The 22,216-nt window shown below is 41.5% G+C and carries 21 protein-coding genes; all 21 read right to left on the minus strand.

Going from position 1 to position 22,216, the window contains the following annotated elements; translation table 11 throughout:
• Positions 1–67: 67 nt before the first annotated feature.
• Positions 68–1,360, minus strand: a complete 1,293-nt coding sequence (gene hemL / locus ACK4EX_RS05275) for a glutamate-1-semialdehyde 2,1-aminomutase (protein WP_409770471.1) — start codon at positions 1,358–1,360, stop codon at positions 68–70.
• Positions 1,357–2,439 (minus strand): endonuclease/exonuclease/phosphatase family protein, encoded by a 1,083-nt coding sequence (locus tag ACK4EX_RS05280; RefSeq protein ID WP_409770474.1) that lies wholly within the window; start codon positions 2,437–2,439, stop codon positions 1,357–1,359. The genes hemL and ACK4EX_RS05280 overlap by 4 nt, the downstream gene beginning before the upstream one ends.
• Positions 2,440–2,453: 14 nt before the next feature.
• Positions 2,454–3,326 (minus strand): rhomboid family intramembrane serine protease, encoded by an 873-nt coding sequence (locus ACK4EX_RS05285; RefSeq protein WP_409770477.1) that lies wholly within the window; start codon positions 3,324–3,326, stop codon positions 2,454–2,456.
• A 54-nt stretch (positions 3,327–3,380) separates the two neighbouring features.
• On the minus strand, positions 3,381–4,139 hold the full coding sequence (locus ACK4EX_RS05290) for a rhomboid family intramembrane serine protease (protein ID WP_409770480.1): 759 nt from the start codon (positions 4,137–4,139) through the stop codon (positions 3,381–3,383).
• Positions 4,140–4,153: 14 nt separating this feature from the next.
• On the minus strand, positions 4,154–5,998 hold the full coding sequence (gene mutL, locus ACK4EX_RS05295; protein WP_409770482.1) for a DNA mismatch repair endonuclease MutL: 1,845 nt from the start codon (positions 5,996–5,998) through the stop codon (positions 4,154–4,156).
• Positions 5,999–6,035: 37 nt separating this feature from the next.
• Positions 6,036–6,332: a hypothetical protein gene (locus ACK4EX_RS05300; RefSeq protein ID WP_409770484.1), complete on the minus strand. Its 297-nt coding sequence runs from the start codon at positions 6,330–6,332 to the stop codon at positions 6,036–6,038.
• 4 nt (positions 6,333–6,336) lie between these two features.
• The gene (locus ACK4EX_RS05305; protein ID WP_409770485.1) at positions 6,337–6,729 is read right to left on the minus strand and encodes a diacylglycerol kinase family protein; all 393 of its coding nucleotides are present in this window, start codon (positions 6,727–6,729) and stop codon (positions 6,337–6,339) included.
• On the minus strand, positions 6,726–7,541 hold the full coding sequence (locus tag ACK4EX_RS05310) for a 3'(2'),5'-bisphosphate nucleotidase CysQ (protein WP_409770487.1): 816 nt from the start codon (positions 7,539–7,541) through the stop codon (positions 6,726–6,728). Before ACK4EX_RS05310 ends, ACK4EX_RS05305 begins: the two co-directional genes overlap by 4 nt.
• Positions 7,538–9,943, minus strand: coding sequence for a polysaccharide biosynthesis tyrosine autokinase (locus ACK4EX_RS05315; protein WP_409770489.1), 2,406 nt, complete (start codon positions 9,941–9,943; stop codon positions 7,538–7,540). The genes ACK4EX_RS05310 and ACK4EX_RS05315 overlap by 4 nt, the downstream gene beginning before the upstream one ends.
• A gap of 133 nt (positions 9,944–10,076) precedes the next feature.
• Positions 10,077–11,024, minus strand: a complete 948-nt coding sequence (locus tag ACK4EX_RS05320; RefSeq protein ID WP_409770490.1) for a DUF58 domain-containing protein — start codon at positions 11,022–11,024, stop codon at positions 10,077–10,079.
• 46 nt (positions 11,025–11,070) lie between these two features.
• Positions 11,071–11,388, minus strand: coding sequence for a thioredoxin (gene trxA, locus ACK4EX_RS05325; RefSeq protein WP_409770493.1), 318 nt, complete (start codon positions 11,386–11,388; stop codon positions 11,071–11,073).
• Positions 11,389–11,658: 270 nt separating this feature from the next.
• Positions 11,659–12,762 (minus strand): alpha/beta hydrolase, encoded by a 1,104-nt coding sequence (locus tag ACK4EX_RS05330; protein WP_409770495.1) that lies wholly within the window; start codon positions 12,760–12,762, stop codon positions 11,659–11,661.
• Positions 12,763–12,890: 128 nt separating this feature from the next.
• Complete coding sequence (gene efp, locus ACK4EX_RS05335) at positions 12,891–13,454, minus strand: elongation factor P (RefSeq protein ID WP_124398298.1); 564 nt, start codon at positions 13,452–13,454, stop codon at positions 12,891–12,893.
• A 56-nt stretch (positions 13,455–13,510) separates the two neighbouring features.
• Positions 13,511–16,306, minus strand: coding sequence for a M16 family metallopeptidase (locus ACK4EX_RS05340; protein WP_409770498.1), 2,796 nt, complete (start codon positions 16,304–16,306; stop codon positions 13,511–13,513).
• A gap of 116 nt (positions 16,307–16,422) precedes the next feature.
• Positions 16,423–16,809, minus strand: a complete 387-nt coding sequence (gene mnhG / locus ACK4EX_RS05345) for a monovalent cation/H(+) antiporter subunit G (protein ID WP_409770501.1) — start codon at positions 16,807–16,809, stop codon at positions 16,423–16,425.
• Complete coding sequence (locus ACK4EX_RS05350) at positions 16,806–17,081, minus strand: cation:proton antiporter (protein WP_409770503.1); 276 nt, start codon at positions 17,079–17,081, stop codon at positions 16,806–16,808. The genes mnhG and ACK4EX_RS05350 overlap by 4 nt, the downstream gene beginning before the upstream one ends.
• On the minus strand, positions 17,078–17,569 hold the full coding sequence (locus tag ACK4EX_RS05355) for a Na+/H+ antiporter subunit E (RefSeq protein WP_409770506.1): 492 nt from the start codon (positions 17,567–17,569) through the stop codon (positions 17,078–17,080). Before ACK4EX_RS05355 ends, ACK4EX_RS05350 begins: the two co-directional genes overlap by 4 nt.
• The gene (locus ACK4EX_RS05360; RefSeq protein WP_409770508.1) at positions 17,566–19,092 is read right to left on the minus strand and encodes a proton-conducting transporter membrane subunit; all 1,527 of its coding nucleotides are present in this window, start codon (positions 19,090–19,092) and stop codon (positions 17,566–17,568) included. Before ACK4EX_RS05360 ends, ACK4EX_RS05355 begins: the two co-directional genes overlap by 4 nt.
• Positions 19,089–19,442: a Na+/H+ antiporter subunit C gene (locus ACK4EX_RS05365; protein WP_409770510.1), complete on the minus strand. Its 354-nt coding sequence runs from the start codon at positions 19,440–19,442 to the stop codon at positions 19,089–19,091. The genes ACK4EX_RS05360 and ACK4EX_RS05365 overlap by 4 nt, the downstream gene beginning before the upstream one ends.
• 3 nt (positions 19,443–19,445) lie before the next feature.
• Positions 19,446–19,859: a Na+/H+ antiporter subunit B gene (locus ACK4EX_RS05370; protein ID WP_409770512.1), complete on the minus strand. Its 414-nt coding sequence runs from the start codon at positions 19,857–19,859 to the stop codon at positions 19,446–19,448.
• Between the two features lie 2 nt (positions 19,860–19,861).
• A complete protein-coding gene (gene mbhE / locus ACK4EX_RS05375) occupies positions 19,862–22,162 on the minus strand; it encodes a hydrogen gas-evolving membrane-bound hydrogenase subunit E (protein ID WP_409770515.1) in 2,301 nt (766 codons plus the stop codon).
• Between the last annotated feature and the right edge of the window lie 54 nt (positions 22,163–22,216).

Below are 22,216 nucleotides of genomic sequence, written 5' to 3' on the forward strand. Positions count from 1 at the left end.
CAAAAAATAATTATAAAGCCGGCTCAGAAAAATGACCGGCTCTTGATTAAAAAATGGCTAAAAAAATTCAAGCTGAAAAAGTGCTTGCTGCTTCGGCTATATAGTCGATATCATCGAGGGTGAGTGCATTGCTGAGGAAGTAACTTTCGAAGGCTGAAGGGGGCAAATAAACTCCCTGGCCGAGCATATGGTGAAAGAACCGACGGAAAGTCTCTTGATTGGCAGCAGCAGCTTCTTCGAAGTTGGTGACCTGCTCTACATCGAAGTGAAAGGAGAGCATAGAACCCAGCCGATTGGAGATAAAGCGCCAACCGTTGACTGAAAGTGCTTCTGAGAGCTTTTGCTCGAGGAGCTGGGTTTTGTGATCGAGCTCGGAGTAAATCTGCGGATTGTTGTGGAGGATGGATAGGGTGGAATAGCCGGCAGTCATGGCCAGGGGATTTCCTGAGAGGGTGCCTGCCTGATACACCTTGCCGAGGGGAGCAATGGCGCTCATAATGTCGCGATTGCCACCAAAAGCCCCAACGGGAAGGCCTCCGCCTATTACCTTGCCAAAGGTGACTAAGTCGGCCCTGACGCCAAGGCGCTCTTGTGCGCCACCCGGAGCGAGTCGGAAGCCGGTCATTACCTCATCAAAGATGAGTATAATGCCGTAGCGATCGCAGATGATGCGCAATTTCTCCAGAAATCCGGGTATAGGGGGCACACAGCCCATATTTCCAGCCACAGGCTCGACTATAATGGCGGCAATGTCGCCAGGGTTTTGATCAACCAAATTCTGCACAGCATCAATGTCGTTGTACGGGGCAGTAAGGGTGTCGTGTGCCGTGCCACCGGTCACTCCGGGTACCGTTTGAATGTCAAAAGTGGCAACACCGCTGCCTGCCTTTACGAGAAAGGGGTCAGCATGGCCATGATAACAGCCTTCGAATTTGATGAACTTATTTTTTCCAGTGTATCCACGGGCCAGGCGTATGGCACTCATGCAGGCTTCGGTTCCGCTATTTACCATACGCACCAGTTCCAGTCCGGGCACCATCTCTTTCATGAGCTCGGCCATTTCGATCTCGAGGCGCGTCGGAGCCCCAAAAGAGAAGGCTTTATGGACCTGACGGACAACGGCCTCAACTACCTCTGGATGTGAATGGCCTAAAATCATGGGACCCCAGGAGGCGATAAGGTCTATATAGCGGTTGCCATCTTCGTCATACAAGTAAGCGCCTTGTGCTTCTTTAAAAAATACAGGAGTGCCGCCAACACTTTTAAAAGCGCGCACTGGTGAGTTTACACCGCCAGGTATGCTTATTTGAGCACGTTCAAACAGTTGATAGCTAGTTTTTGTGGAGTTTTTTAACATCATTGGATGGTTGAGTTGAGAGTTAACACAGCTGTAACAGGATAATGGTCTGACAAAATAGGTCGCTGGGCTACTGTATAGCGAATGGCTTTAAACTGAGGGCTGTGCAACACATAGTCGATGCGAAAGGGATAGCGCGTCCGATTGTATGTATGGCCGATTCCAGTACCAGCTTGAGTAAAAGGGTCTTTAAGCTGCTGGGTGAGTACTTTGTAGGTGTACGAAATTGGCGTATCGTTAAGATCGGCCAAAAGAACAACAGGGTAAGGGCTATCTGCTATAAAACGCTTGAGCTCACGCACTTGAAGGGCTCTCTTTTCAAAAGCCTTGTTGATTTTACCGATCAGTGTTACGTAATCTGACTTAAGCTTTTCAGCATTCTCTCCGATATCGGGTTTCTCGACTAGATTAAGGTCTTCGTTGGTCAATTTAAAAGAAACCAAATGAGCGCAAACGACGCGAATGAGTCCGAGCTTTGTTTCGATATCAGTGTAGATAAAACCCCCGCGATCTTCAGCAGCATCGGCATCGAAGGGCACAAAATCTTTTTTACGCATTGGATATTTGGAGAAAATTGCTAGACCGAAGTCTTTGTTTTCATATCCGGTGACAATGTGACTATATTTAAATTCTGAAAGATCGGGTGAGAGGTGACTTTTGTAATACTCCTGTATACCAAGTATTTCTGTACCAAGCGAATCCAGAAGCCGGGGCATCTCCTGTTTTACATCTGCATCTACCCAATGCCAAAAGTTAAAAAGGCGCACATTGAATGAGGTAAAGGTAACAGCATCAGAGTTGTACACCTCTTCATTTCGCAAAAAATTTTGAAAAATGGAATTGACCTGAGGAAGTACAGCCGCCACTGTGACGATCGTAAGCAGCACTTTTAACTTTAATCGGATAAGCCAGTACAGGCCAAACAACAGGTTCAGGAAAAACAAAACAGGAAAGATCAACCCTGCTATGCCAGCGTATTTGAGAATATCGGGAGGTATATAGCATGAGTAAGCTGACAAAAGCATCAGAAGAGCTATAACAATATGGAGCGTGTAAAGCAGAGAACTAAACAAAGTTTTCAAGGGATCGAAGGAGATTATTGCTTGCCGATTTTAAAAAGGAATTCTTTTTCTTCTTTGCTCAAGCTATCGTAGCCAGATAGGGAGATTTTATCCAGTATTTGGTCAAGCCTTTGTCTATCTGAAAGGTTTGCATCTTTAGAATATACGCGCGTGTACCCCTTAGAGGCATACACTTTTTTGAGTTTTTTGGGTTTAAAGATTCGCATAATAAAATCGGATAAGTCAAAAACCCACTGAGTGAGGCTTATGCCTTTGTTGTACGACTTGGCCATTAAATAGCCAAAGATCGCCCCTCCAAGGTGCGCGATATGTCCGCCGGCATTGCCGCGCTCAATGCTGGCTAAATCAAAAAGCACAGAGATTACAGCCACAACCCATAGACGAATTTCGAGCACGAAGAACAGCCGGACAGGAAAATTGGGTGCATATGCAGCGGCTGCTATGATGATGGCCATCACTGCGGCTGAGGCACCTCTATTGGTAGAAGTAGCGACCACTGGCTCGAAAACGGGAAATATGTTATACGATAAAATGTACAACAATCCGCCCATAAGACCACCAGTGATATATGTACCCAAAAGCTGACGTTCGTTAAAAAAATTTAAGAAGATCAACCCACCAAAGTAGAGCCATAGCATATTAAAAATCAAGTGGAAGGGAGCCTCGTGCAAAAACATATACGACAATAAACTCCACGGCCTCAGAATAAGTGAAGGCAGAAAAGTGGGAAGAGTAAACCAGACGATAATCTGATCCGCAAAATTTTTTTGAAGAAGAAATTGAAACAGTTTTACAAAAACTACCGCGACGAACACAAGCACGTTGATCACGATCAATCGAGTGAGCATGTCGCCTTCGCGCATCAATCTCTGAATCTCTGACCTCATTTGAAGTAGTTTTTTACAAAGTAATGCATAAAGTAAAGATCGGAAAAAATTGGATTAATAATAGTCCGGATCGGTTTTGTTTTGCCAGTATTTGATCAGGATATATCCAAAGAGCATACCGCCCAAATGCGCAAAATGAGCTATGTTTGAAGAAGGATCATTACTCAGCCCATTGATCAGCTCAAGTGCACCGTAAATCATTACAAAATATTTGGCTTTGATGGGAAATAGAAAATAGATAAATATGTATTGATTGGGAAACATCATTCCGAATGCTAAAAGAACACCAAATACAGCTCCCGATGCACCCACAGTAGGTATATTGAATTTCAGATAATATTGCTGAATCACCTCTTTCGATACAGCTATAGCTAAGCCCGGATCGACCTGTCCGTTGCGCACCATCGCCAGGTCAGCATTATCGAAACCGGCACTGCGCAATATAGACTCAAGCTGAAGCATTTCCCAGTAATTCACACCTAAATGAAGTGCAGCCGCTCCGAGACCGGTAAATAAATAATAGACCAGAAAGCGTTGCCCACCCCAATAGTTTTCGATACTGGTTCCAAACATCCATAGGGCAAACATGTTGAAGAAAATATGGCCAAAATTGCCGTGCATAAACATATGAGTAACAAGCTGATAAGGCTTGAAATGGGGTGAGCCGGGCAAGTAAAGACCCAGAATTTCATTCAAGTCAAGGCCAAAGGTATTTCTAAAGGAAAATGTGGCGAAGTAGAAAATACCATTGATAATCAAAAGATTTTTAATTACTTCAGGAAGTAAATTAAATCGTACGGGTTGATAATACATCAGTGCTTTTAATATCAGTTAAACCATTTATCTATATCGGTGGATTGTAGTTGTATAAAAGTTTTTTTTCGGCGAATGCCTGTTGCCGGATTTTCGAGTTTAAACAAATCTGCAACCATGCGAGCCATCACTTCGTGGTGTAAGACCTGACCCGAACGATAAGCCGAGGCAATAGCTATCTGCCGGCAAAGAACATCTTTGATTACTTCTTCAGCATCCGTAATTTCAGTCAGGTTTTGACATAGATTTTTAAAAATCTCTTCTGCGTGTTCGATTTGTAAGTCTACGGGCATACCATAGAGCGCAATCTCATTTCGGCCGATCCATTCAAAGTCAAAACCAAAGTCGTTGAGCTGATGCTTGATTTTGCTGAGATACTCAATTTCGTGTGAAGTAAATTCAATTTTTACGGGTATTAGCATTTGTTGCGTGAGAATCGATCCATTGCGAATAGACTTTTGAAAATTTTCGTATAAAATGCGCTCATGTGCATATTGCTGATGAATGATGAAGACCTGTGAGCCCTTTTTATACACAATGTATTTTTTAAATAATTGAAAGATCTCTGTCTCTTCGTTAAGTAATATTTCGCTTTGCTCCGATTGAGCAATTAAAGCATTCTCTGCTGAATGCAAATTATACACTTCAGCCTGCTTGAGTGCTGCTATTTTATATAGTTCTTCCCATTTTTTGGAAATTTTAACGGTAGGAACGTGAAGTTTATCGACAGACCGGTCCTGTGGTGCTGGATTAGTAAAGGGATTGTAATCTGGGTGAACTTCAATTGTCGGAATTTTCGGTGTTTTGTTTTGGTCAAAAGGTATTTGAAAAGCAGGTTCCACATCGAAGTCCATGGGTTGAGAAACTGCATTGATACCTAAAGTTTTGCGAGCAGCTGCTTTCATTAAGTGATATACTGTGCGATCGTCTCTGAATTTAATCTCTGTTTTAGTTGGGTGGATATTCACATCTATTTCAGCCGGATCAATATCGATGAAAATGAAATAAGACGGATAGCTCTCAGGCTGTAAAAGGCCTTCATATGCAGCCATAATGGCGTGATGAAGGTAGCTGTTTTTTACAAAGCGCTTATTGATGAAAAAGTATTGTTCGCCTTTTATTTTTTTTGCAATCGAAGGTGTGGTAAGAAAGCCCGAGATAGAAAGAACAGTGGTCTGCTCCCGTATTTGTAAGAGGTTGTCAGCCATTTTGTTGCCAAAAATGGACATGATGCGCTGCTTGTGAGTACCTGATATAAGGTTGTAAATCTCAGTGCCGTTGTTGATGAGTTTGAAGCGTTTATCAGGATGGGCAAGTGCAATACGGATGAATTCCTCATAAATATGGCGCAGCTCTACACTATCTGATTTTAGAAAGTTTCGTCGTGCGGGGATGTTGTAAAAGAGATTCTTCACGGCAATAAAAGTTCCCGTTGTGCAAGCTTCGGGGAGCTGTTCTTTTACTTTACCGCCTTCTAGTACAATGCGTGTACCGGTTGAACTTTCTGGAGTTTTAGAGATGCATTCTACCTGACTCACCGCTGCTATTGAAGCCAGCGCTTCACCTCTGAAACCCATTGTAGTAATAGCAAAGAGATCTTCAGCTTTTCTTATTTTGGAAGTTGCGTGCCTTTCAAAAGCCAACCGAATGTCTGTTTCACTGATTCCGCATCCGTTGTCAATCACTTTAATTAAGCTCTTACCGGCATCTTCTATTTGCAATGTAATTTGAGTAGCCCCGGCATCAACGGAGTTCTCCATCAGTTCCTTTACCACCGAAGATGGGCGCTGAACTACCTCACCGGCTGCGATCTGGTTGGCAATGTAATCTGGTAAAAGCTTAATGACACTGCTGCTCATGGATAAATGGGTTTGTTACCCTTACGTGTAAATTTCTTCAAGAGATTACCGGCTTTAGCAAGTACCAGAATAGAGAAAGCAATACAAGCAATATGAGCAGCAGGCGAAAATTTTGTGATGTTCCTAAAGCAGGCTTTGAGCTGCGAAGCCGCTGAATGTTATTTCTCAATTGGATACGTAGAGCTTCTCGATCCACCTTTCCTGAATCAGAAGAATCTGATGCATTGAGTTGTTTTTTTAAATTTTCAATTCGCTCTTTACTCTCGTCGTAATACAATGGCTTATAAGAAAATCCTTTAGGTTTTGGAGTTCTAAAAAAAATAAATTTACTCATGAAATCAACTAAACAATACCACCGCCCAAAGATACAATTTAGGCAAGAAAATGAGCAGGCCAGCCAGTGCAGCAGCAGCAGCGGCTATAAGTACTGCACCTGCTGAAATATCTTTAATGCGCTTTACCAGAGGGTGGCGCGATGGCATTACCAGATCACACGTAGTTTCGATGGCTGAGTTAATCGCCTCAGCCGTAAGTACCATTCCTATGCAAACAAGTAGCACTGCCCATTCTAAAAAACTAACCTTTAGTAAAATCCCAGAAAGCACCACTACTGCAGATGCAATGAGATGGATTTTAAAGTGTGATTCTTGAAGTAACTCATTAATACCATAAAAGGCAAACTGAAAGGCATGTTTTCGTTTTACGATGTAGCGCCTGGTTTTAAATTTCATAGGATCAAACTCAGAGGTAAAACAGTGGCTAAAAATTCTGGATTTCGTGCATCAATTTTGCCATAAGTCAGCTCTTTTCCAGTAGTCAGATCGATGATACTTCCTTCCACTTCGCGCAGTAGCGCGTGGCCAGCTGCAGTGTCCCACTCCATCGTCGGGCCGGGTCGATGATAAATGTGTCCTTTACCTTCAGCCAGGTAAGTAAACTTAATAGCAGAACCCACTGAATGAGTCTCGACTACAAATCGCTCAGATAGTTTGTTTTGAAATTTAGTATTTGTTCCTGAATCATGGCTTTTGCTCCGAAGAAATACAACTTTCTTTTCTTGTACCGGAAGTTTAGGCTTTGGCACTGGTTGAGCAATACTACTATCCTTTGACTTCCAGTTTTGAACAATTCTTTTACGAATGCCTTCACCTGCCACTGACCAGTATATGGTATTTTGTACAGGGATGGCAATCACACCAATCATCGGCAAACCATTGATTACGAGCGCAATATTAACGCAGAATTCGCCGTTTCTTTTGATAAATTCCTTTGTGCCATCCAGCGGATCGACGAGCCAAAAAGTATTGATTTGGTCAATTGATTCAATTTTTTTTTCGCTTTCTTCACTAATAACCGGGATACCCGATTCTGACAAAATGTTCTTAATAACCTCATCAGAAAGCATGTCAGCTTGAGTGACAGGAGTTTTGTCAATTTTTTCTGTAATATTGAAATCACTGTTGTAATAAACATTCAATATAATATGGCTAGCTCTTGAGGCTGCTCTCTGCGCGAGTTCCGATAAAGATGTAAATTCTTTCATTTTTTACCATTATCATATCCGGTTGGCTGAAAGCCTATACTGTAAATCGTTTCCAGCGCATCAAAGTCATTTAAAATCACACCTACGTTTTTTAGTTGGTTTTTGATCAATTTGTACTCGAGATTTTTTAAGAATGAAATTTGTGTAACATTTTTACGAGCGATCATAAAGTTTATATCCGAATAATTCATCAACTCATTCGCATCATTTACTGCTAAAATGGGAGGAGAGTCAATTACGATGTATTCGAATCTTTCCTTTACTGTAGTAATAAGTTCTGTGAACTTTTTTGTGATTAGCAATTCACTCGGATTTGGTGGTATAGGTCCTGAGCTGAGGAAATAAAGATTTTCGATGAAAGTGTGACGAATCACTTCATCGATCGTAGAGTGGCCTGATAAAAAAGTGCTCAGTCCGACGTCATTTTTCACTTTCAACTCTTCATACAGCTTGGGTTTTCTCATATCGCCCCCTATCAAAAGCACTTTCTTACCTCCTAAAGCTAAAAGAGAAGCGAGATTGAGCGACACAAAGCTTTTTCCCTCTCCAGGAATAAAACTTGTAACCAACACTGTAATACAACCTTCCTCAGGATTTTTGTAAAAAGGAATTTTAGAACGAATGATTCTTAAAGACTCTGCTACTATAGACTGAGGATAGCTGATTACTACATTCGGCTCAGAATACTTGCTATGTGGAATCTGAGCAATAAAATTTAGGTGATTAAATCTTTTAAAATTCGTAATTTCATCAATTGTAGTTTTTGAAATTATACGTAGGAAAACAAACAAAAACGAAATAGTGAAAAAAAATGTACCTCCGATGGTAACGTTTGAAAACAATTTCGGAGATTTTTTTATAGGCTCAAATGAGTAATAATCAATAAATAAAATTCCTGATTTATTAAAGTTTAGGCTAATTTCTAATTCTGACTTTTTATAAAGAAAAAAGTTGTAGATATTTTCAATAATTTTATAATTTCTTTCTACAGAAAGCATTCCTAGTTCAAGCCCTGGTATCTCAGCTAATTTGCTTTCTATTTCCCGAATTTTAGCTGTGTTTTGCTTTAGTGCTTCTTCATTATTTTTTAATAAATTTTCAGCATTGATGCGTATGAGTTGTAAAGTAGATTTAATCTGTTCATTCAATTGGCGAATTAAAGGGTTATTTTCACTGAGATCTCCAAGCTTTCTCCGCTGAATTTTTAGTTGATTTAACTGGTTGATTAAGGATAACAACACCGGATCACTGATACCAGATGCATGTGGGGCGGTACTAAGTCCGTATTCCGTAACATCAGAAGAGGAAATTAAATACCTCAAAAATTTGTCAATCATCCGATGTTCATAGTCTTTTTTATCTAATTCTTGAAGTTTGAGGAAAAACTGTCGTCCTTGCTCAGCAGCGTTGATAAGCAGATTGCCGGCACGCATGCGTTGTATTTTCGTCTCTAAAGTTCGAAGTGAATCTTGTAACTTAACAAGTTCTGCATTTATAAAATTAAGTGTTTTTATGATATTTTCTGTTTTAATTTCATTACCTAGTTTTTGATACTCTTCAATGTGCTTCTTAAGTAAAAATTGAGTTTTTTCAGGTGTATCAGAATACATAGTTATATCAACTCCCGAACTCTCCTTTGCTGTAGGTGAAAATTTGAGATTACTTGATAACTTCAAAGCTAATTCATATGGGTCATTAAATTTAAAAATTATTTCATTTTCAGATTCTACTCCAGATTTTTTCTCAATCCGAATTCGGAAAAACGGTGACTCAATCCATTGACCGAAAATATACTTTTTGTCATATTTATTAAATTTATCAATCTCATTCTTAATTTCGGTAAAAATCTTTTTTTCATGCGTAGAATAATTGTATATATTACCACTTGATTTTTTAATCTTTAATCTATACGTTTGAGAAACTTCATCTACATCATAAAGAATAAATTCTGTGTTGAGAAGTTGCCACTTTTCATCATCAAAAATTACCTGAATCGGACTGGAGAAGGTAATGTCCTTTTTTTTGAAAAAGTAGGGCTTATAGTAACTTATTTCGTAATCATATGATTTAATTGTACGAAGACACAATAAGTTCGATTTCATCACCACGACCTCATTCTCATACATGAGCCGAGGGTTATAGCTACTCACCAGCTCCTGAAGGCTCTTTAATGCATTGCTACCATCGTCTTCAACATTTAGCAGTAGCATGGCTTTGGCTTCGTATTTAGGGGTAGTATAGAAATATGCGAATACTCCTACTGCAATGCCAATAATTATTGAAAAGACAAATAATTTCCAGTACCCAAAGAGTTTATTAATAAGCTCGTTTAGCGAAATAGATGATTCTTCTTCTTGCTCTTCGAAATGGTCATTGTCTTTTTGATAATTATAATTCAACATTAATATGAATATTTTCGTTTTATGCGTCCAAATTAAAAGGACAATCGGAAGAAATTTTTAGAATTTTTTTGAATTTGTGATTTCTTTATTTTTTAACAAAAGTTCAGTTTTATGTAGTTGCAATCTTAAAGCTTTACTTTTGACTGCGCTTTTTGAGATATTCAGAAAGTACATGATAATAGCCAGCTTGAACGTCAGAGAGGTGAATATCAATGCCAGCATCAAGACAGTAAGCGTGTAATTTCTTGATTTGCTTTAGGATGTTTTTTTTGTAAACTTCTTTTGCCTCTGCTGGCGACACTTTGACTTCTTTTCCTGTTTCAGCATCAACCAATATTATGGGTGCTGAAGTATCGAAGTCGAATTCAACTTCTGTTTTAAAGTGAAGAGTGTGGAAAATTAGGAGTTGTATTTTGTTGAATTTTAGATGATTAAAAGATTTATTTAGTTCATCTAAGGCATTTTGGTCGGGTAGGATCAGATCGCTAAAAAGTATAATTAGTGAATTTTTTGGGCTGGTTTCGGCCAGCTGGTGGAGTACTTCCGGCAGTTTTGTTTGTCGCCTTTTTTGGGTAGGAGGCATGGGTAAAGCTGCTTTAAGGTACTCGAAACACTGGCGCTGATGCAAGGCACTGTTGCCTTCGCCGGTGTGCGTATAGGTGTTTTCGTCGAAAAAGGTGAGAGCAAAGCTGTCTCTTTGCGATTTAAAAAGGTGGATAAGCGCTGCGGCCGAGAGTATGGAAAAGTGAATTTTTGAGGGATTTTCAGGTGTAATGTGTTGTGGATCGACTGCGGGATAGTACATAGATGAACTGGTATCTACCAGTATGCGACAGCGAAGATTTGTCTCTTCTTCAAATTTCTTGATGAGGAGTTTTTCGGTGCGGGCGTATACTTTCCAGTCAACAAATCGGATGCTTTCGCCGGCATTGTAAGGGCGATGCTCTGCAAATTCGACTGAGAAGCCGTGGTAAGGGCTGCGGTGATACCCACTCATAAAACCATTGGCCAGCTGCTTTGAGATCCACTCAAGCGAGCCAAATTCATATTGACCGGGAAGTTGTACTTCGTTGGATTTCAACTTAATGGAAATAAAAAAGCCGGATAGTCCGGCTTTTTTTTATTTTTTAGAGTTGTTTGTTAAGCTTTTCTGCCAAAACGCTTTTTGAAGCAACGCCTACATGCTTATCGACTACTTGTCCGCTTTTGAAGATGAGAAGGGTCGGAATGTTTCGAATACCATACTTTGAGGCTACGGAAATATTTTCATCTACGTTAACCTTTCCTACGATAGCCTTTCCTTCAAATTCTTTAGCCAGTTCTTCTACAGTGGGGCCAATGATGCGGCATGGGCCACACCACTCTGCCCAGAAGTCAACAAGTACGGGTTTATCGGATTTAACGACAATTTCGTCAAAGTTTCGTTCGTTGAGTTCTACGGTCATTGTTTCGTTATATTATTTTACAGGTACAAATGTACAAGGGATGCACAAATTTGACTTACTCGATGTAAGTAGTGATAGAATCCGTTTATTAAAGCTAAATATATCTCAAATGCCAATCTTTACTCTTTTGTAAGTTGGGCCTTTAATTTTTCGCTGTTGGTTTTAAAGGGTATTTTAAAAAAGAAAAATCCTTTCGATTTTTGGTTTTTTAAACGGGTCCTTATTCTTATAGCGGCAGCAACACCACTGCTGGATGAATAATATCAGATATTAATAATTGAAGAAGAGCCATTTTAAGGCTTTTGGGAACTCTCGCCCCCAGTCGCTCTCACTGTGATGGCCATGGGGATTGACAGAGAGCTTGCTTTTAATGAAAGGATTGCCTGATTGCTTAATGCCAGCATGGAGCTTACGCTGATATTCGACCACGCCTGAACCTTCGCGCCCACCGCCGTACATATAAATGCGGCCGCAGTATGGTGGATCCATATCGAGAAACTGTTGGATCAGAGAAGGTTGTACCCACAAGGAGGGCGAGAAGACCATTAAGCGCGAAAAGACTTCGGGCTGTGTGATGGCTGCATAAAGTGTGATGAGGCCGCCAAGGCTGCTTCCACCTATACCAGTAAACTCGCGATAGGGCAATGTGCGCAGGAGGCGGTCGATATGTGGCTTGAGCTCGTGAGCGAGAAAGTGGCTGTACTCGCGGCCCAAACCTTCGCCAAGGGCTGTTTTCTCAGAAGGGGTGAATTCGAGGATTCGCTTTTCGCTGGCGTGGTCAATAGCGATGATGATGATTTCGTGGAGTCTTATTTCGGCAAGACGTGCAAGGCGTTTGTCGAGTGCCCAATTGCCATAAGGAGCAAATTCGTCGAAGAGGTTTTGGCCGTCTTGAAGGTAAAGTACGGGGTATCGCTTATTAGTCTTGTGATAGTCCCAGGGCAAAAGAGCTGTAATTCGACGTGTTTGGATTTTAACGGGCATGTTGAATGTACCCTCAATGGGCTGAATGATGGGGAGAAATTCTTGTCTGAAAGTCTGGTGTTGATTGCGCCATTGTGGCACATAATCATATACGTGACGGGCTGTTTTATTGGTTTTCCGATTCATTCGTGTACGACCCTGGTCGTCGAGCTCTTCGTGATGCCAATCGCCAAGGGTGTATTTGTATTCGATGTGGTTCGGAAGCTTTGAAAGATTTTTGAAAGTATATTCGTAAGTATTAGCATCGATTTTTTTGAGTTTAAACTTGGGGTCGTCCACCTGCCAATTGTTAAAATTACCTGTGAGATAAATAGGCCTTTCGAGGTTTGGGATGGTTTTCAAGTGAAAGGTGAGGGTTTCTTTGGATTGGTCGATGGAGTTTGATTCCATGGTCTTGGCGATTGTAAACAGTAGGGTGATGAGTTAAGGGTTAAGGCTTAAAGTAATGAGAATTAAAAAATTAAAAGAAAAAGCTGCTTTAGAAAAAGCAGCTTTTATTAGCAATGTATTTGGTAAAACTAGTTCGCTCGGCCTTTGTATTCGCCTGTTTCGGGGTTGATGATGATGCGTTCACCTTGTTCGATGAAGAGAGGAACTTTCACCTCAGCGCCTGATTCTACTTTTACGATTTTAGTTGCGTTTGTCGCTGTATTACCCTTTACAGCCGGCTCGGCATAGATTACCTCCATGGTGACACTTGAGGGCAGATTGCATGCAAGAGGGCGATCCTCATCAGCGTGGTACATCACGATGCATTCCATGCCGTCCATTAAGAACTCAGGGGCGTTGATCACTTCTTTTGGGAGGGTGATTTGATTAAAATCGTTCATATCCATGAAGTGATAGCCATCGGCGTCTTGATAGAGAAACTGAAAATTTCTGTATTCGATGCGAATCACATCGATTTTAGCACCTGAAGGGAAGGTGTGCTCCAAAATGCGTCCATTGTTAAGGTTGCGCAGTTTGGTGCGCACAAAGGCGTTGCCTTTTCCGGGTTTTACATGGAGGAATTCGATGATTTGGAAAGGTTCACCATTTAGGTCGATACAGAGACCATTTTTGATATCAGCAGTTGTAGCCATTTGATATTGAGTGAATTAAGTTGTTTTTAAATTTGGTGCAAATATAGACACACCTGTTATTGAGACGCAGTTTCAGGGTCGAGCACCAGAACGATTGGGCGCCCTCCGGCATATCGCATAATCCAAAGGCTCACTTGATCAGCCGTAAGAGCATCAATAAGGGAGCGTTGATAAGAAACATCCGCTGACGACTCTGGCTTTGAAAATTTGATATACCCTTGCATGAGATTGTGCCAAAACTGGGCTGTAGTTCGTCCTTTTTCAATGTCCTGACGAAGGAGTTCTTGTACTTTGCGAAGGGTTTCAGCGTCGATTTGCTGGGCGTTTTTCGCCAATACATCCCTGGCAGCTTGGGTAAGCTCTCTTCGACGAGCCGGATCGGTATTAAAGGCGATTACAATGGTGTATTCGTCGTTGAATGGGCTATTTACGTTGTAAAACACGCTTACGCCATACACACCGCTTTTTTCTTCGCGCAACTCTTCGCGAAGCTTGATTTTCAAGACTTCGACCGCAGTTTTGAGCTGAAATTCATCGGCAGGATCAGCAAGTTTGCCGTGGTATACGAGACGCACTTGTGAGCGAGGATTTTCCCCTTTTCGAAGCTCATACAGTGTATCGCGAGCACTTATGCGCAGGTTTCGATCGATGAGATTGACTGGAGAAGTTTTGTTTTGAAGGTCAGATAAATATTTTATGGCAAGTGCTTTCACCTTCTCTTCGTCCACATCGCCAGTAATAATCCAGCGCAGGCGGGCTGGTGCTCCGAAGAGTGCTTGCCAAAGTTGGCGTTGAGTAGTTATTGTTATTTTTTCTACTTGTTCCACGGTTGGGGTTGTTGCTCGTGGATTGTTGTTGTAGAGTATTCTGTTCAGTTCGCGGCCGAAGTAGGTATCCGGATTGTTGTAAAGGCCCTGTAAAAGATTGATCTCTCGTGTCTTTACACGGCCGAGGGCTTCTTCATCGATGCGCGTTTCGGTGAGATAAAGGCGAATTAGTTGAAAAGCAGTTTCAAGCTCGTCGGGCGAGCAAAATCCGTTGATGCCGTGATAATAGTTGCTAAGATATGGATAAATATTTACGCGCTTGCCTGCCAGGAGCTTGCGCAACTCTATGATGTCGTGCTGTCCTACGCCAGACTCAAAAACCGTCTGCATCAGGTAATTAGCTGCTGGCAATAGTGAGTCAGCAAAAGGTGAGTTACCTCCAAAGAGGAATCCATCGATGATGATGCGGTCTTTTTCTTCAGGTACTCGTCGTATGTAGAATTCCATTCCGTTGGCAAGAGCAAAGCCTTTGTAGCCAGCCCGATTTTCTGGTAGAATTGAAAGCGTCTCATCGGGATAGGTAGCAGACGTAACTTGAAGCTTAGGAGCTGGAGGGTTGAAGATGTAAGGAAAGGTCTTATTTGTAAGAAAATAATATACAGCCGCCATCAGCTGAGCGTCGTTTGGTACATGTTTTTTGTCAGATTCAGGTGCTACAGCTGTGGCTGCCCAGGTTTCAGAATAAAAATAATCAGCAATCAGTTTGCGAACAGTTTCAGCAGTAAGCGACTCAGCCCATTCGTCGAATCGCTTTAGGCGCTCTTCAGGATCGATGAAAGGCGATTGGCGAAGTGCGTGGCTAACCAAGTTTGCTGTCCACTCATTTGAGGGAGTTTTTTCCTTCACCTTTACAGCTGACTCCAGCCGCTGGCGATATACGCGCTTAACGTGTTCGAGCTCAGCATCGTTGGCCGGATGATCGGCGGCTGTTTTTATAATGTTGAAAATTTGTGCAGATGCCTCATACCATTGTTGATTTTTTGGAAGTACTGAAAAGGTAAGTGCTGAAGCTGTACCGAGTGTATTTCCAATAAAAGCATTGGCATTGATAGCCTTGCTTTGAGCATTGGCTAAAAAATCTTGAATCCGCATTCCCATCAGCATATTGGCAATGCCAATGAGAAAGTTTTGCTCCACTCCCCCATCAGCAAAGTAGTCGATTTCAGGCCTCATGAAGCGAAAAGACAGATTATAGCTCTGAATTTCAGGGTCAGTGACTGTAATAACTCGAGCTCCCGGAGTAAGAGGAACCACCTGTGAATAGTGTAGTCTCGGACGCTTGGCGCGTTTTAATTTAGAAAAACGACGTCGGATGATCTTTTCCACTGTTTGCACATCCACATCTCCTACCACAACTACGGTCATCAGATCGGGTCGATACCAATCCCGATAATATCGCGTAAAAGCCTCATAAGGTGCATTTTGGATGATATCCGTCTTACCGATAGGAAAGCGATCCGGATATCTACTTCCTCTGAAAACCACAGGAAAAGTAATCTTGCTGATGCGCTCATTGCCTCCGGTACGCGTGCGCCATTCACTCAAAATTACACCTCTTTCTTTATCGATTTCATCGGGCTCAAAAGACACATAACCGGCCCAATCTTCCAGAATGAGTAATCCCTTTTCGAGCAAGCCTGCTGTATCGGTGCGTACTTGCAGAATGTAAACCGTCTCGTCAAACGAAGTATAGGCATTAAGATCAGGGCCAAATCGAGTACCTGTACTTTCAAGAAAATCTACGAGAGAGGTTTTGCTGAAATTTCTGGTACCATTAAAGCACATATGCTCTACAAAGTGCGCAAGTCCCTGCTGATCTTCGTCTTCGTTTAGGCTACCGGATCGTACTACTAAACGAAGTTCAGCGCGATTTTCCGGAGTTTTGTTTTGCATGATCAAATAGGTGAGGCCATTGCGCAGCTTGCCTGACTTCACATATGGGGGTAACTCAATAGAATTTTTCTGTTTTTGGGCGTGTAAGACACTGATAAAAATCCATAAAAATATAAAGAGCGAGAATCTCATACAGTTTTTTATGTGCGAATGTAATGGACAAGACCCAAAAATCCACTTCAGGTGCAGAGATCTTGACTGCTTTTCAACAAGGAAAATTCAATACCCCGCTTTCTGAAAGATTAGTTTTATTTTGACTCTTTGACCTCTTCAGAAGGAAATTCCTGACCTTTAAGCTTATGCGTAATGGGGTTGTATTTGCCCTTCAGGTCGTCGTGAAGGGAATTCTTCCACAAGGGTATACCAATGAAATAAGATACTCTGCCGATCAAATGTGCTCCTACAGGAGAGGTGAGAAACACAAAAAAAATTATAGCTAAAACCCTGGAAGCAATTGACTCGGTGCCAAAATACACTGCCGCTGAAGCCAGCATAAGCCCGATACCAAGGGTTACAGCTTTAGTCGTTACAGAAATACGCAGGTATATATCAGGCATTTTCACAAATCCTATGGCAGCCAGTAGTATAAAAATAGCACCAAGGGTAGCCAATGCGGCAATGATAAAGTTGCTCATTCGTTTTTGTTTTTCTTTTCCAGGTAATAACTAAAAGCTACTGTGCTCAAAAAGGCTATAAGCGCCAGAATCATTGCAATATCGAGAAAAGGTGCTCTGCTGCTCACAATGCTGTACATGGCTATTATCCCTATAGCGATAGTAATGAGCAAGTCGACCGCCACTATGCGATCGGGCATATCAGGCCCTTTTAAAAACCGATAAAAAACCAACAACATACTGATTACCAGTATCGGAAGAATGAAGTAATACAAGTAGTCCTGTAGTGTCATCGGGTCAGTTCTAACAATCGACGTTCGAAACCATTTTTTATGGAATGGACAAAAGTTTCCTTGTCTTTGATAAACATTCCATGCACATAGAGCACGCTCCGATCATCACTCACATCGAGGCTCAATGTGCCGGGTGTCAATGAAATAAGATTGGCTAACAGAGTTATTTCCAAATTTGTTTTAGCATCCAGGGGTATCATTACAATTCCCGGCGTCATGTAATTTTTAGGCGTGACCACGTCATATGCTACCTGAATGTTTGCTTTCAGAAGTTCGTATAAAAAGTAGAAAATAAATCCTATCACTTTCGGAACGATAATAAAATACTTTCGACCGGGGTCGCCCTTACTGCCAATACCGCGGCTTATCAACCATAGGATAAAGTAGCTTAGAGCGAAGCCGAAGAGAAAATTTTTTAAGGCAAACGTACCTGTGAGCGCAATCCAAATGAATGCGAGCATGTTGTTCATCAAAAACTGCGATCTCATGGGCGTACTAAGAGTTTATCTGGTAATACAATGTGTATGTAATCAACAGGATTCATCAGTTCTGAAGCGATTTTTTGAGAAATGATGTGGACGTCGCCCGCTCTTAAGGCAATTGCTAAGGAGATTAATGATAGCAGAGCAATTGGAAGTACATATTGAATTTTCTCAGCCTTATTAAACAGATGCCAAAAACGGAAGTTAGGTCTGTGTGGCAGATTCTCAGCTGGCCTCCAAAAGACCTCAGCCCACACACGCGCAATCACCAAAAGGGTGACAATTGTGCCGAAAGCTAAACTAAAGGTTATAAAAGTACCTCCCTCGTCCCAAGCAGAGCGGAAGAGATCAATTTTTGGCCAAAATCCAGAAAGCGGAGGCACTCCCACTAAAGAAAACAAAGGAATGGATAACAATAGTGACAGTCGAGGAAAATTTTTAAAAAACCCACCCAACCGATCGATGTGATGTGTGCCCTGAACGCGATAGAGCAAGCCACTGACCATAAAGAGATTGGTTTTTACTATGATGTCGTGAATCATATAAAAAACAGCTCCTGTAATTGCGAGTTCCGAATGTATGCCAAGAGCTATGACCATGTATCCAATATGACTGATAATGAGATAGCTAAAAATCTTTCGAATATTCGTTTGCACCATTGCCCCAAGTGCACCTGTGATGATAGTAATACCAGCGAGCACAATCATGATGTGGTCTATGATGGGATCTTCAAAAAAGACCAACGTAAATACTCTTAGCAGAGCATACACCCCGAGTTTGGTAAGTAACCCACCAAAGATGGCAGCTATGGCCGCCGGTGGAGTGTGATACGAAGCCGGAAGCCAGAAGTAGAGCGGAAAAATGGCTGATTTAATACCAAAACCAACCAGAAACAAAATAGCTGTAACCTCTACTAAGCCTTTGTTTGGAAGGTTCTTGACGTGAATAGCTAAATCTGCCATGTTAAGTGTACCTGCCAGGCCGTAGAGAACTCCAATCGCTGTCAGAAAAATAGTAGAAGCTAAAATATTGAGCGTAAAGTACTTAACAGCCCCTTCGAGTTGAGGCTTTTCACCCCCGATGGTCAACAGCACAAAGGAAGATATGATGATAATCTCAAACCATACATACAAGTTGAAAATATCGCCGGTGAGGAAAGCTCCGTTCAAACCGGCAAACAAGAGGTGCATGATGGGGAAATATCCAAACCGCATACGGGCCTCTACAATATTTGCCAGAGAAAAAAGGGTAACTGCAAACCCGGAAATAGAAGTAGCAATAACCAACACCGTCGCAAAGGTGTCGGCCACAAAAACAATCCCAAAAGGAGCAGGCCATTTGCCTGCGCTCATGGTTAAAATTCCCTTATGCTGCACAGCGTAGAAAAGGAAGATTGCAAGGCCTATCTGCACGCTATTGCCCACAATGCTGACTACACGCTGAATTCGCGGCTGAAACCACAAAAACATTTGAACAATCGCTATGATAAACTGCCAAACAACAGGAATAATGACTTCAATAGAATTCATAAATCGTCGTCTATGGTATTTACAGTGTCGAGATCATCGGTGTGAATGGTTTGATATACCCGCTTGAAGAGAACGATGGCAAATGATTGTAAACCAAAACTGATCACAATGGCTGTCAATATCAAGGCCTGAGGCACAGGATCAGCATAAATATCTGTTAACACTTTAGCATCCGCTGGTATGATGGGAGGTTTTCCTTTAGCGATTCGACCTAATAAAAAGATGAGGATGTTGGCACCATTACCTAATAAAATCAGACCAATAATCAATTTTACCATGCTTCTGCGCAGCATCATAAATAATCCTGCACCGTATAGCAATCCTGTAACTATTGCAAGTAATATTTCCATCTTCTAAGCAGCTTCTGCAAGTGTAAATATGATTGTAAGACTCACACCCACTACTACTAAATAAACGCCGATATCGAAAATGAGCGGTGTACCCACCATTCCTACCACTTCGAGCGGTTCCTTGAGCCATTTGGCTGTCATGAAGGGTTCGCCACTTGTAAGCATCGGAAACAATCCACTGCCCAAAGAGGTGAGCAGCCCGATGGGCATCAGAAATCCCGGATGTATGCGCAGCAAGTCGCGTGTTTGCTGTAGTCCATTAGCAAAACTGTGCAACACAAAGGCAATGGAGGCAATCAATCCGCCTACAAAACCACCTCCCGGCAAATAGTGCCCTCTAAACAAAATGAAAACCGAAAAGAGCAGAAGCAAGGGAAGCAGGTAATCGGAAGCTTTTTTAAGGATAATACTTTTCATAGCTATTCCCAGGTTTTTTCGTTGTCTTTAAGTCTCAATTTCATTAAACCAAATACTCCTAAAGCAGCAATCGTTAGTACTGTGATTTCCACCATTGTATCGGCCCCTCTGAAATCCACAAGGATCACATTGACTACATTCTTACCCTTGGCAAGTACGTAGGAATTTTGTACGTAATATTCCGTCGTTTCACGATTTACAGGCTCATTTAGTACTTCGAGTGCCAGCATAGTAATCATCACCCCAAACATGGCCGAAACAATTACATCGCGCACCTTAATGGCTACTGAAGATGCATTGATGTACTTCGGAAGTTTATACAACACTAAAACAAAGAGAATCACAGTAAGCGTATCAATCGAAAATTGAGTCATCGCCAAATCAGGAGCACTGTAAAACACAAACATCAAACTAATCGATATGCCTAAAACTCCCATTGCAGCCACCGCTGCCAGTCTCGATTTTGCCAGCAAAATGAATAAAGTGCTGATTATCAAAAGAAAAACAATAGTTGCTTCATAAAATGTAACTTCCGAAATTTTTCGAAAATCAATGTAAATATGTACACCCCTGAAAAGAGAATAGCCTACCAATAACATCAAGAAAATCATGATTGTAAGCACATATAAGCGCAGGTATCCATTTTGCAAAACATTTGTGTAAAGCTGACTCAAAAACTTAATGAACTTTTGAATTTTATCGTAAATCGAAACAGATGAATAGGAGAGACTCTCTATCGAATTGCGATAAATCTCGCCGGGCTTTGTAAAGTAATAAGCACTCACACCTACTATCAACGTAGCTAATGACAAGAAAAACACCGGTGTAAATCCATGCCAAACCGAAAGAGGTACGTGCTCAACCTCAAATCCATTGGTCAATAAAACCCCCTCCAACAGTCCTTTCATTAGTCCCGGATAAACTCCAAAAATCACAGTAAGTGTCGCCAGTATATAAACTGGTAGCGACATCCACCGAGAAACGTGAAATTTCTGATCCATATGTGAATTCTCAGTTCCAAAAAATGGCTTTACCCCTACCCAAAACCCAGCAACAAACAGTAAACAACCTGCAAAAAATGCCGATAATATTGGCATATATGATCGCGATGAAATACCAAAAGCAGCTTCGTATAAAAATTCTTTACCGATAAAACCAAAGGTCAGTGGAACTCCTCCATGACTAAGTGCCGCAATCAAAGCTGCCGTGCCAATTCCCGGCATCGATCTGATAAGTCCATTGAGTCGTGTGATATCGCGCGTATGAGTTTCGTGATCTACAATGCCAGTTACCAGAAAGAGGGTTGCTTTGTATAAAGCATGAACAGTGATAAATACAATGGCAGCTGAAATACCCTGCTCACCGCCAATGCCAGTTAAAAACACTAAAATTCCCAAGGCGCTCAATGTTGTATAAGCCAAAATGCTCTTCATATCGCGAAAAAAAAGGGCCTGCACCGCACTGTATACCATTGTAATGCCGCCGACAACCATCAAAACCGGTTGCCAGTAAGTATAATGAGCATAAACCGGATAAAATCTCAACAGCAGAAAAACTCCTGCTTTCACCATCGTAGCCGAATGCAAATATGTGCTAACAGGTGTGGGTGCCTTCATAGCGCCTGGCAGCCAAAAGTGAAATGGAAACTGCGCTGACTTTGTAAAAGCAGCGATCAGAATGAGCCAAAATGCATTCTGCCCGGCCTTTGAATTAAGGAGTACTTCTTTATTTACTAATAGGGCTGAAAACGAAAAACTACCCGTAACCGTAGATATCAGTATTGCAGCCAGCAACAGAGCTACACCTCCCATGCCTGTGATGGTAAGTGCTCTCAATGCAGCATCTCTTGAGGCTTTTTCCTCGTAATGAAACCCTATGAGAAAAAAGGAAGAAATGCTTGTTAATTCCCAAAACATAAACATCATCACCAAATTGTCGCTCACCACCAAGCCAAGCATGGCTGTCATAAAAAGCGACAGAAAACCGTAAAAACGAAATTTTTCAGGATGACCTTTTAAATAATAATGCGAATAAGCGAAAACTAAAGTTCCAATACCACTAATCAAAAGCAAAAACAAGAGCGACAAGCCATCAATCCTCCACTCAAAGTGTACACCCAGCCCCTCTTGCCATCGAATAATACCGGTAAGTGGCTCTTTTATATGTAAATAAGTTGAAAAATAAGTAAATACAGCAATCGGCACAATGAAAAAAAACGCTGATAAGTACTCCTTCAAATAATCTCTAAAGAGTACTAAAAGACTCGAAAGCAGTACCCCTGCAAGCACAAAAAAAAGTATCATCCCCCTGTACTCTTTTTAATAAAGGCAATGCTAAAAAAAGAATTTCTCAAACTT

Origin of the sequence: Thermaurantimonas sp., from assembly GCF_046299575.1 — a bacterium.
Classification (GTDB): Bacteria; Bacteroidota; Bacteroidia; order Flavobacteriales; family Schleiferiaceae; genus Thermaurantimonas.

Coding starts and splice junctions, on each gene's coding strand:
- hemL (WP_409770471.1), bottom strand. CDS start 1,360: ATGATGTTAAAAAACTCCACAAAAACTAGCTATCAACTGTTTGAACGT.
- ACK4EX_RS05285 (WP_409770477.1), bottom strand. CDS start 3,326: ATGAGGTCAGAGATTCAGAGATTGATGCGCGAAGGCGACATGCTCACT.
- ACK4EX_RS05290 (WP_409770480.1), bottom strand. CDS start 4,139: ATGTATTATCAACCCGTACGATTTAATTTACTTCCTGAAGTAATTAAA.
- mutL (WP_409770482.1), bottom strand. CDS start 5,998: ATGAGCAGCAGTGTCATTAAGCTTTTACCAGATTACATTGCCAACCAG.
- ACK4EX_RS05300 (WP_409770484.1), bottom strand. CDS start 6,332: ATGAGTAAATTTATTTTTTTTAGAACTCCAAAACCTAAAGGATTTTCT.
- ACK4EX_RS05305 (WP_409770485.1), bottom strand. CDS start 6,729: ATGAAATTTAAAACCAGGCGCTACATCGTAAAACGAAAACATGCCTTT.
- ACK4EX_RS05310 (WP_409770487.1), bottom strand. CDS start 7,541: ATGAAAGAATTTACATCTTTATCGGAACTCGCGCAGAGAGCAGCCTCA.
- ACK4EX_RS05315 (WP_409770489.1), bottom strand. CDS start 9,943: ATGTTGAATTATAATTATCAAAAAGACAATGACCATTTCGAAGAGCAA.
- trxA (WP_409770493.1), bottom strand. CDS start 11,388: ATGACCGTAGAACTCAACGAACGAAACTTTGACGAAATTGTCGTTAAA.
- ACK4EX_RS05330 (WP_409770495.1), bottom strand. CDS start 12,762: ATGGAATCAAACTCCATCGACCAATCCAAAGAAACCCTCACCTTTCAC.
- efp (WP_124398298.1), bottom strand. CDS start 13,454: ATGGCTACAACTGCTGATATCAAAAATGGTCTCTGTATCGACCTAAAT.
- ACK4EX_RS05340 (WP_409770498.1), bottom strand. CDS start 16,306: ATGAGATTCTCGCTCTTTATATTTTTATGGATTTTTATCAGTGTCTTA.
- mnhG (WP_409770501.1), bottom strand. CDS start 16,809: ATGAGCAACTTTATCATTGCCGCATTGGCTACCCTTGGTGCTATTTTT.
- ACK4EX_RS05350 (WP_409770503.1), bottom strand. CDS start 17,081: ATGACACTACAGGACTACTTGTATTACTTCATTCTTCCGATACTGGTA.
- ACK4EX_RS05355 (WP_409770506.1), bottom strand. CDS start 17,569: ATGAGATCGCAGTTTTTGATGAACAACATGCTCGCATTCATTTGGATT.
- ACK4EX_RS05360 (WP_409770508.1), bottom strand. CDS start 19,092: ATGAATTCTATTGAAGTCATTATTCCTGTTGTTTGGCAGTTTATCATA.
- ACK4EX_RS05365 (WP_409770510.1), bottom strand. CDS start 19,442: ATGGAAATATTACTTGCAATAGTTACAGGATTGCTATACGGTGCAGGA.
- ACK4EX_RS05370 (WP_409770512.1), bottom strand. CDS start 19,859: ATGAAAAGTATTATCCTTAAAAAAGCTTCCGATTACCTGCTTCCCTTG.
- mbhE (WP_409770515.1), bottom strand. CDS start 22,162: ATGATACTTTTTTTTGTGCTTGCAGGGGTACTGCTTTCGAGTCTTTTA.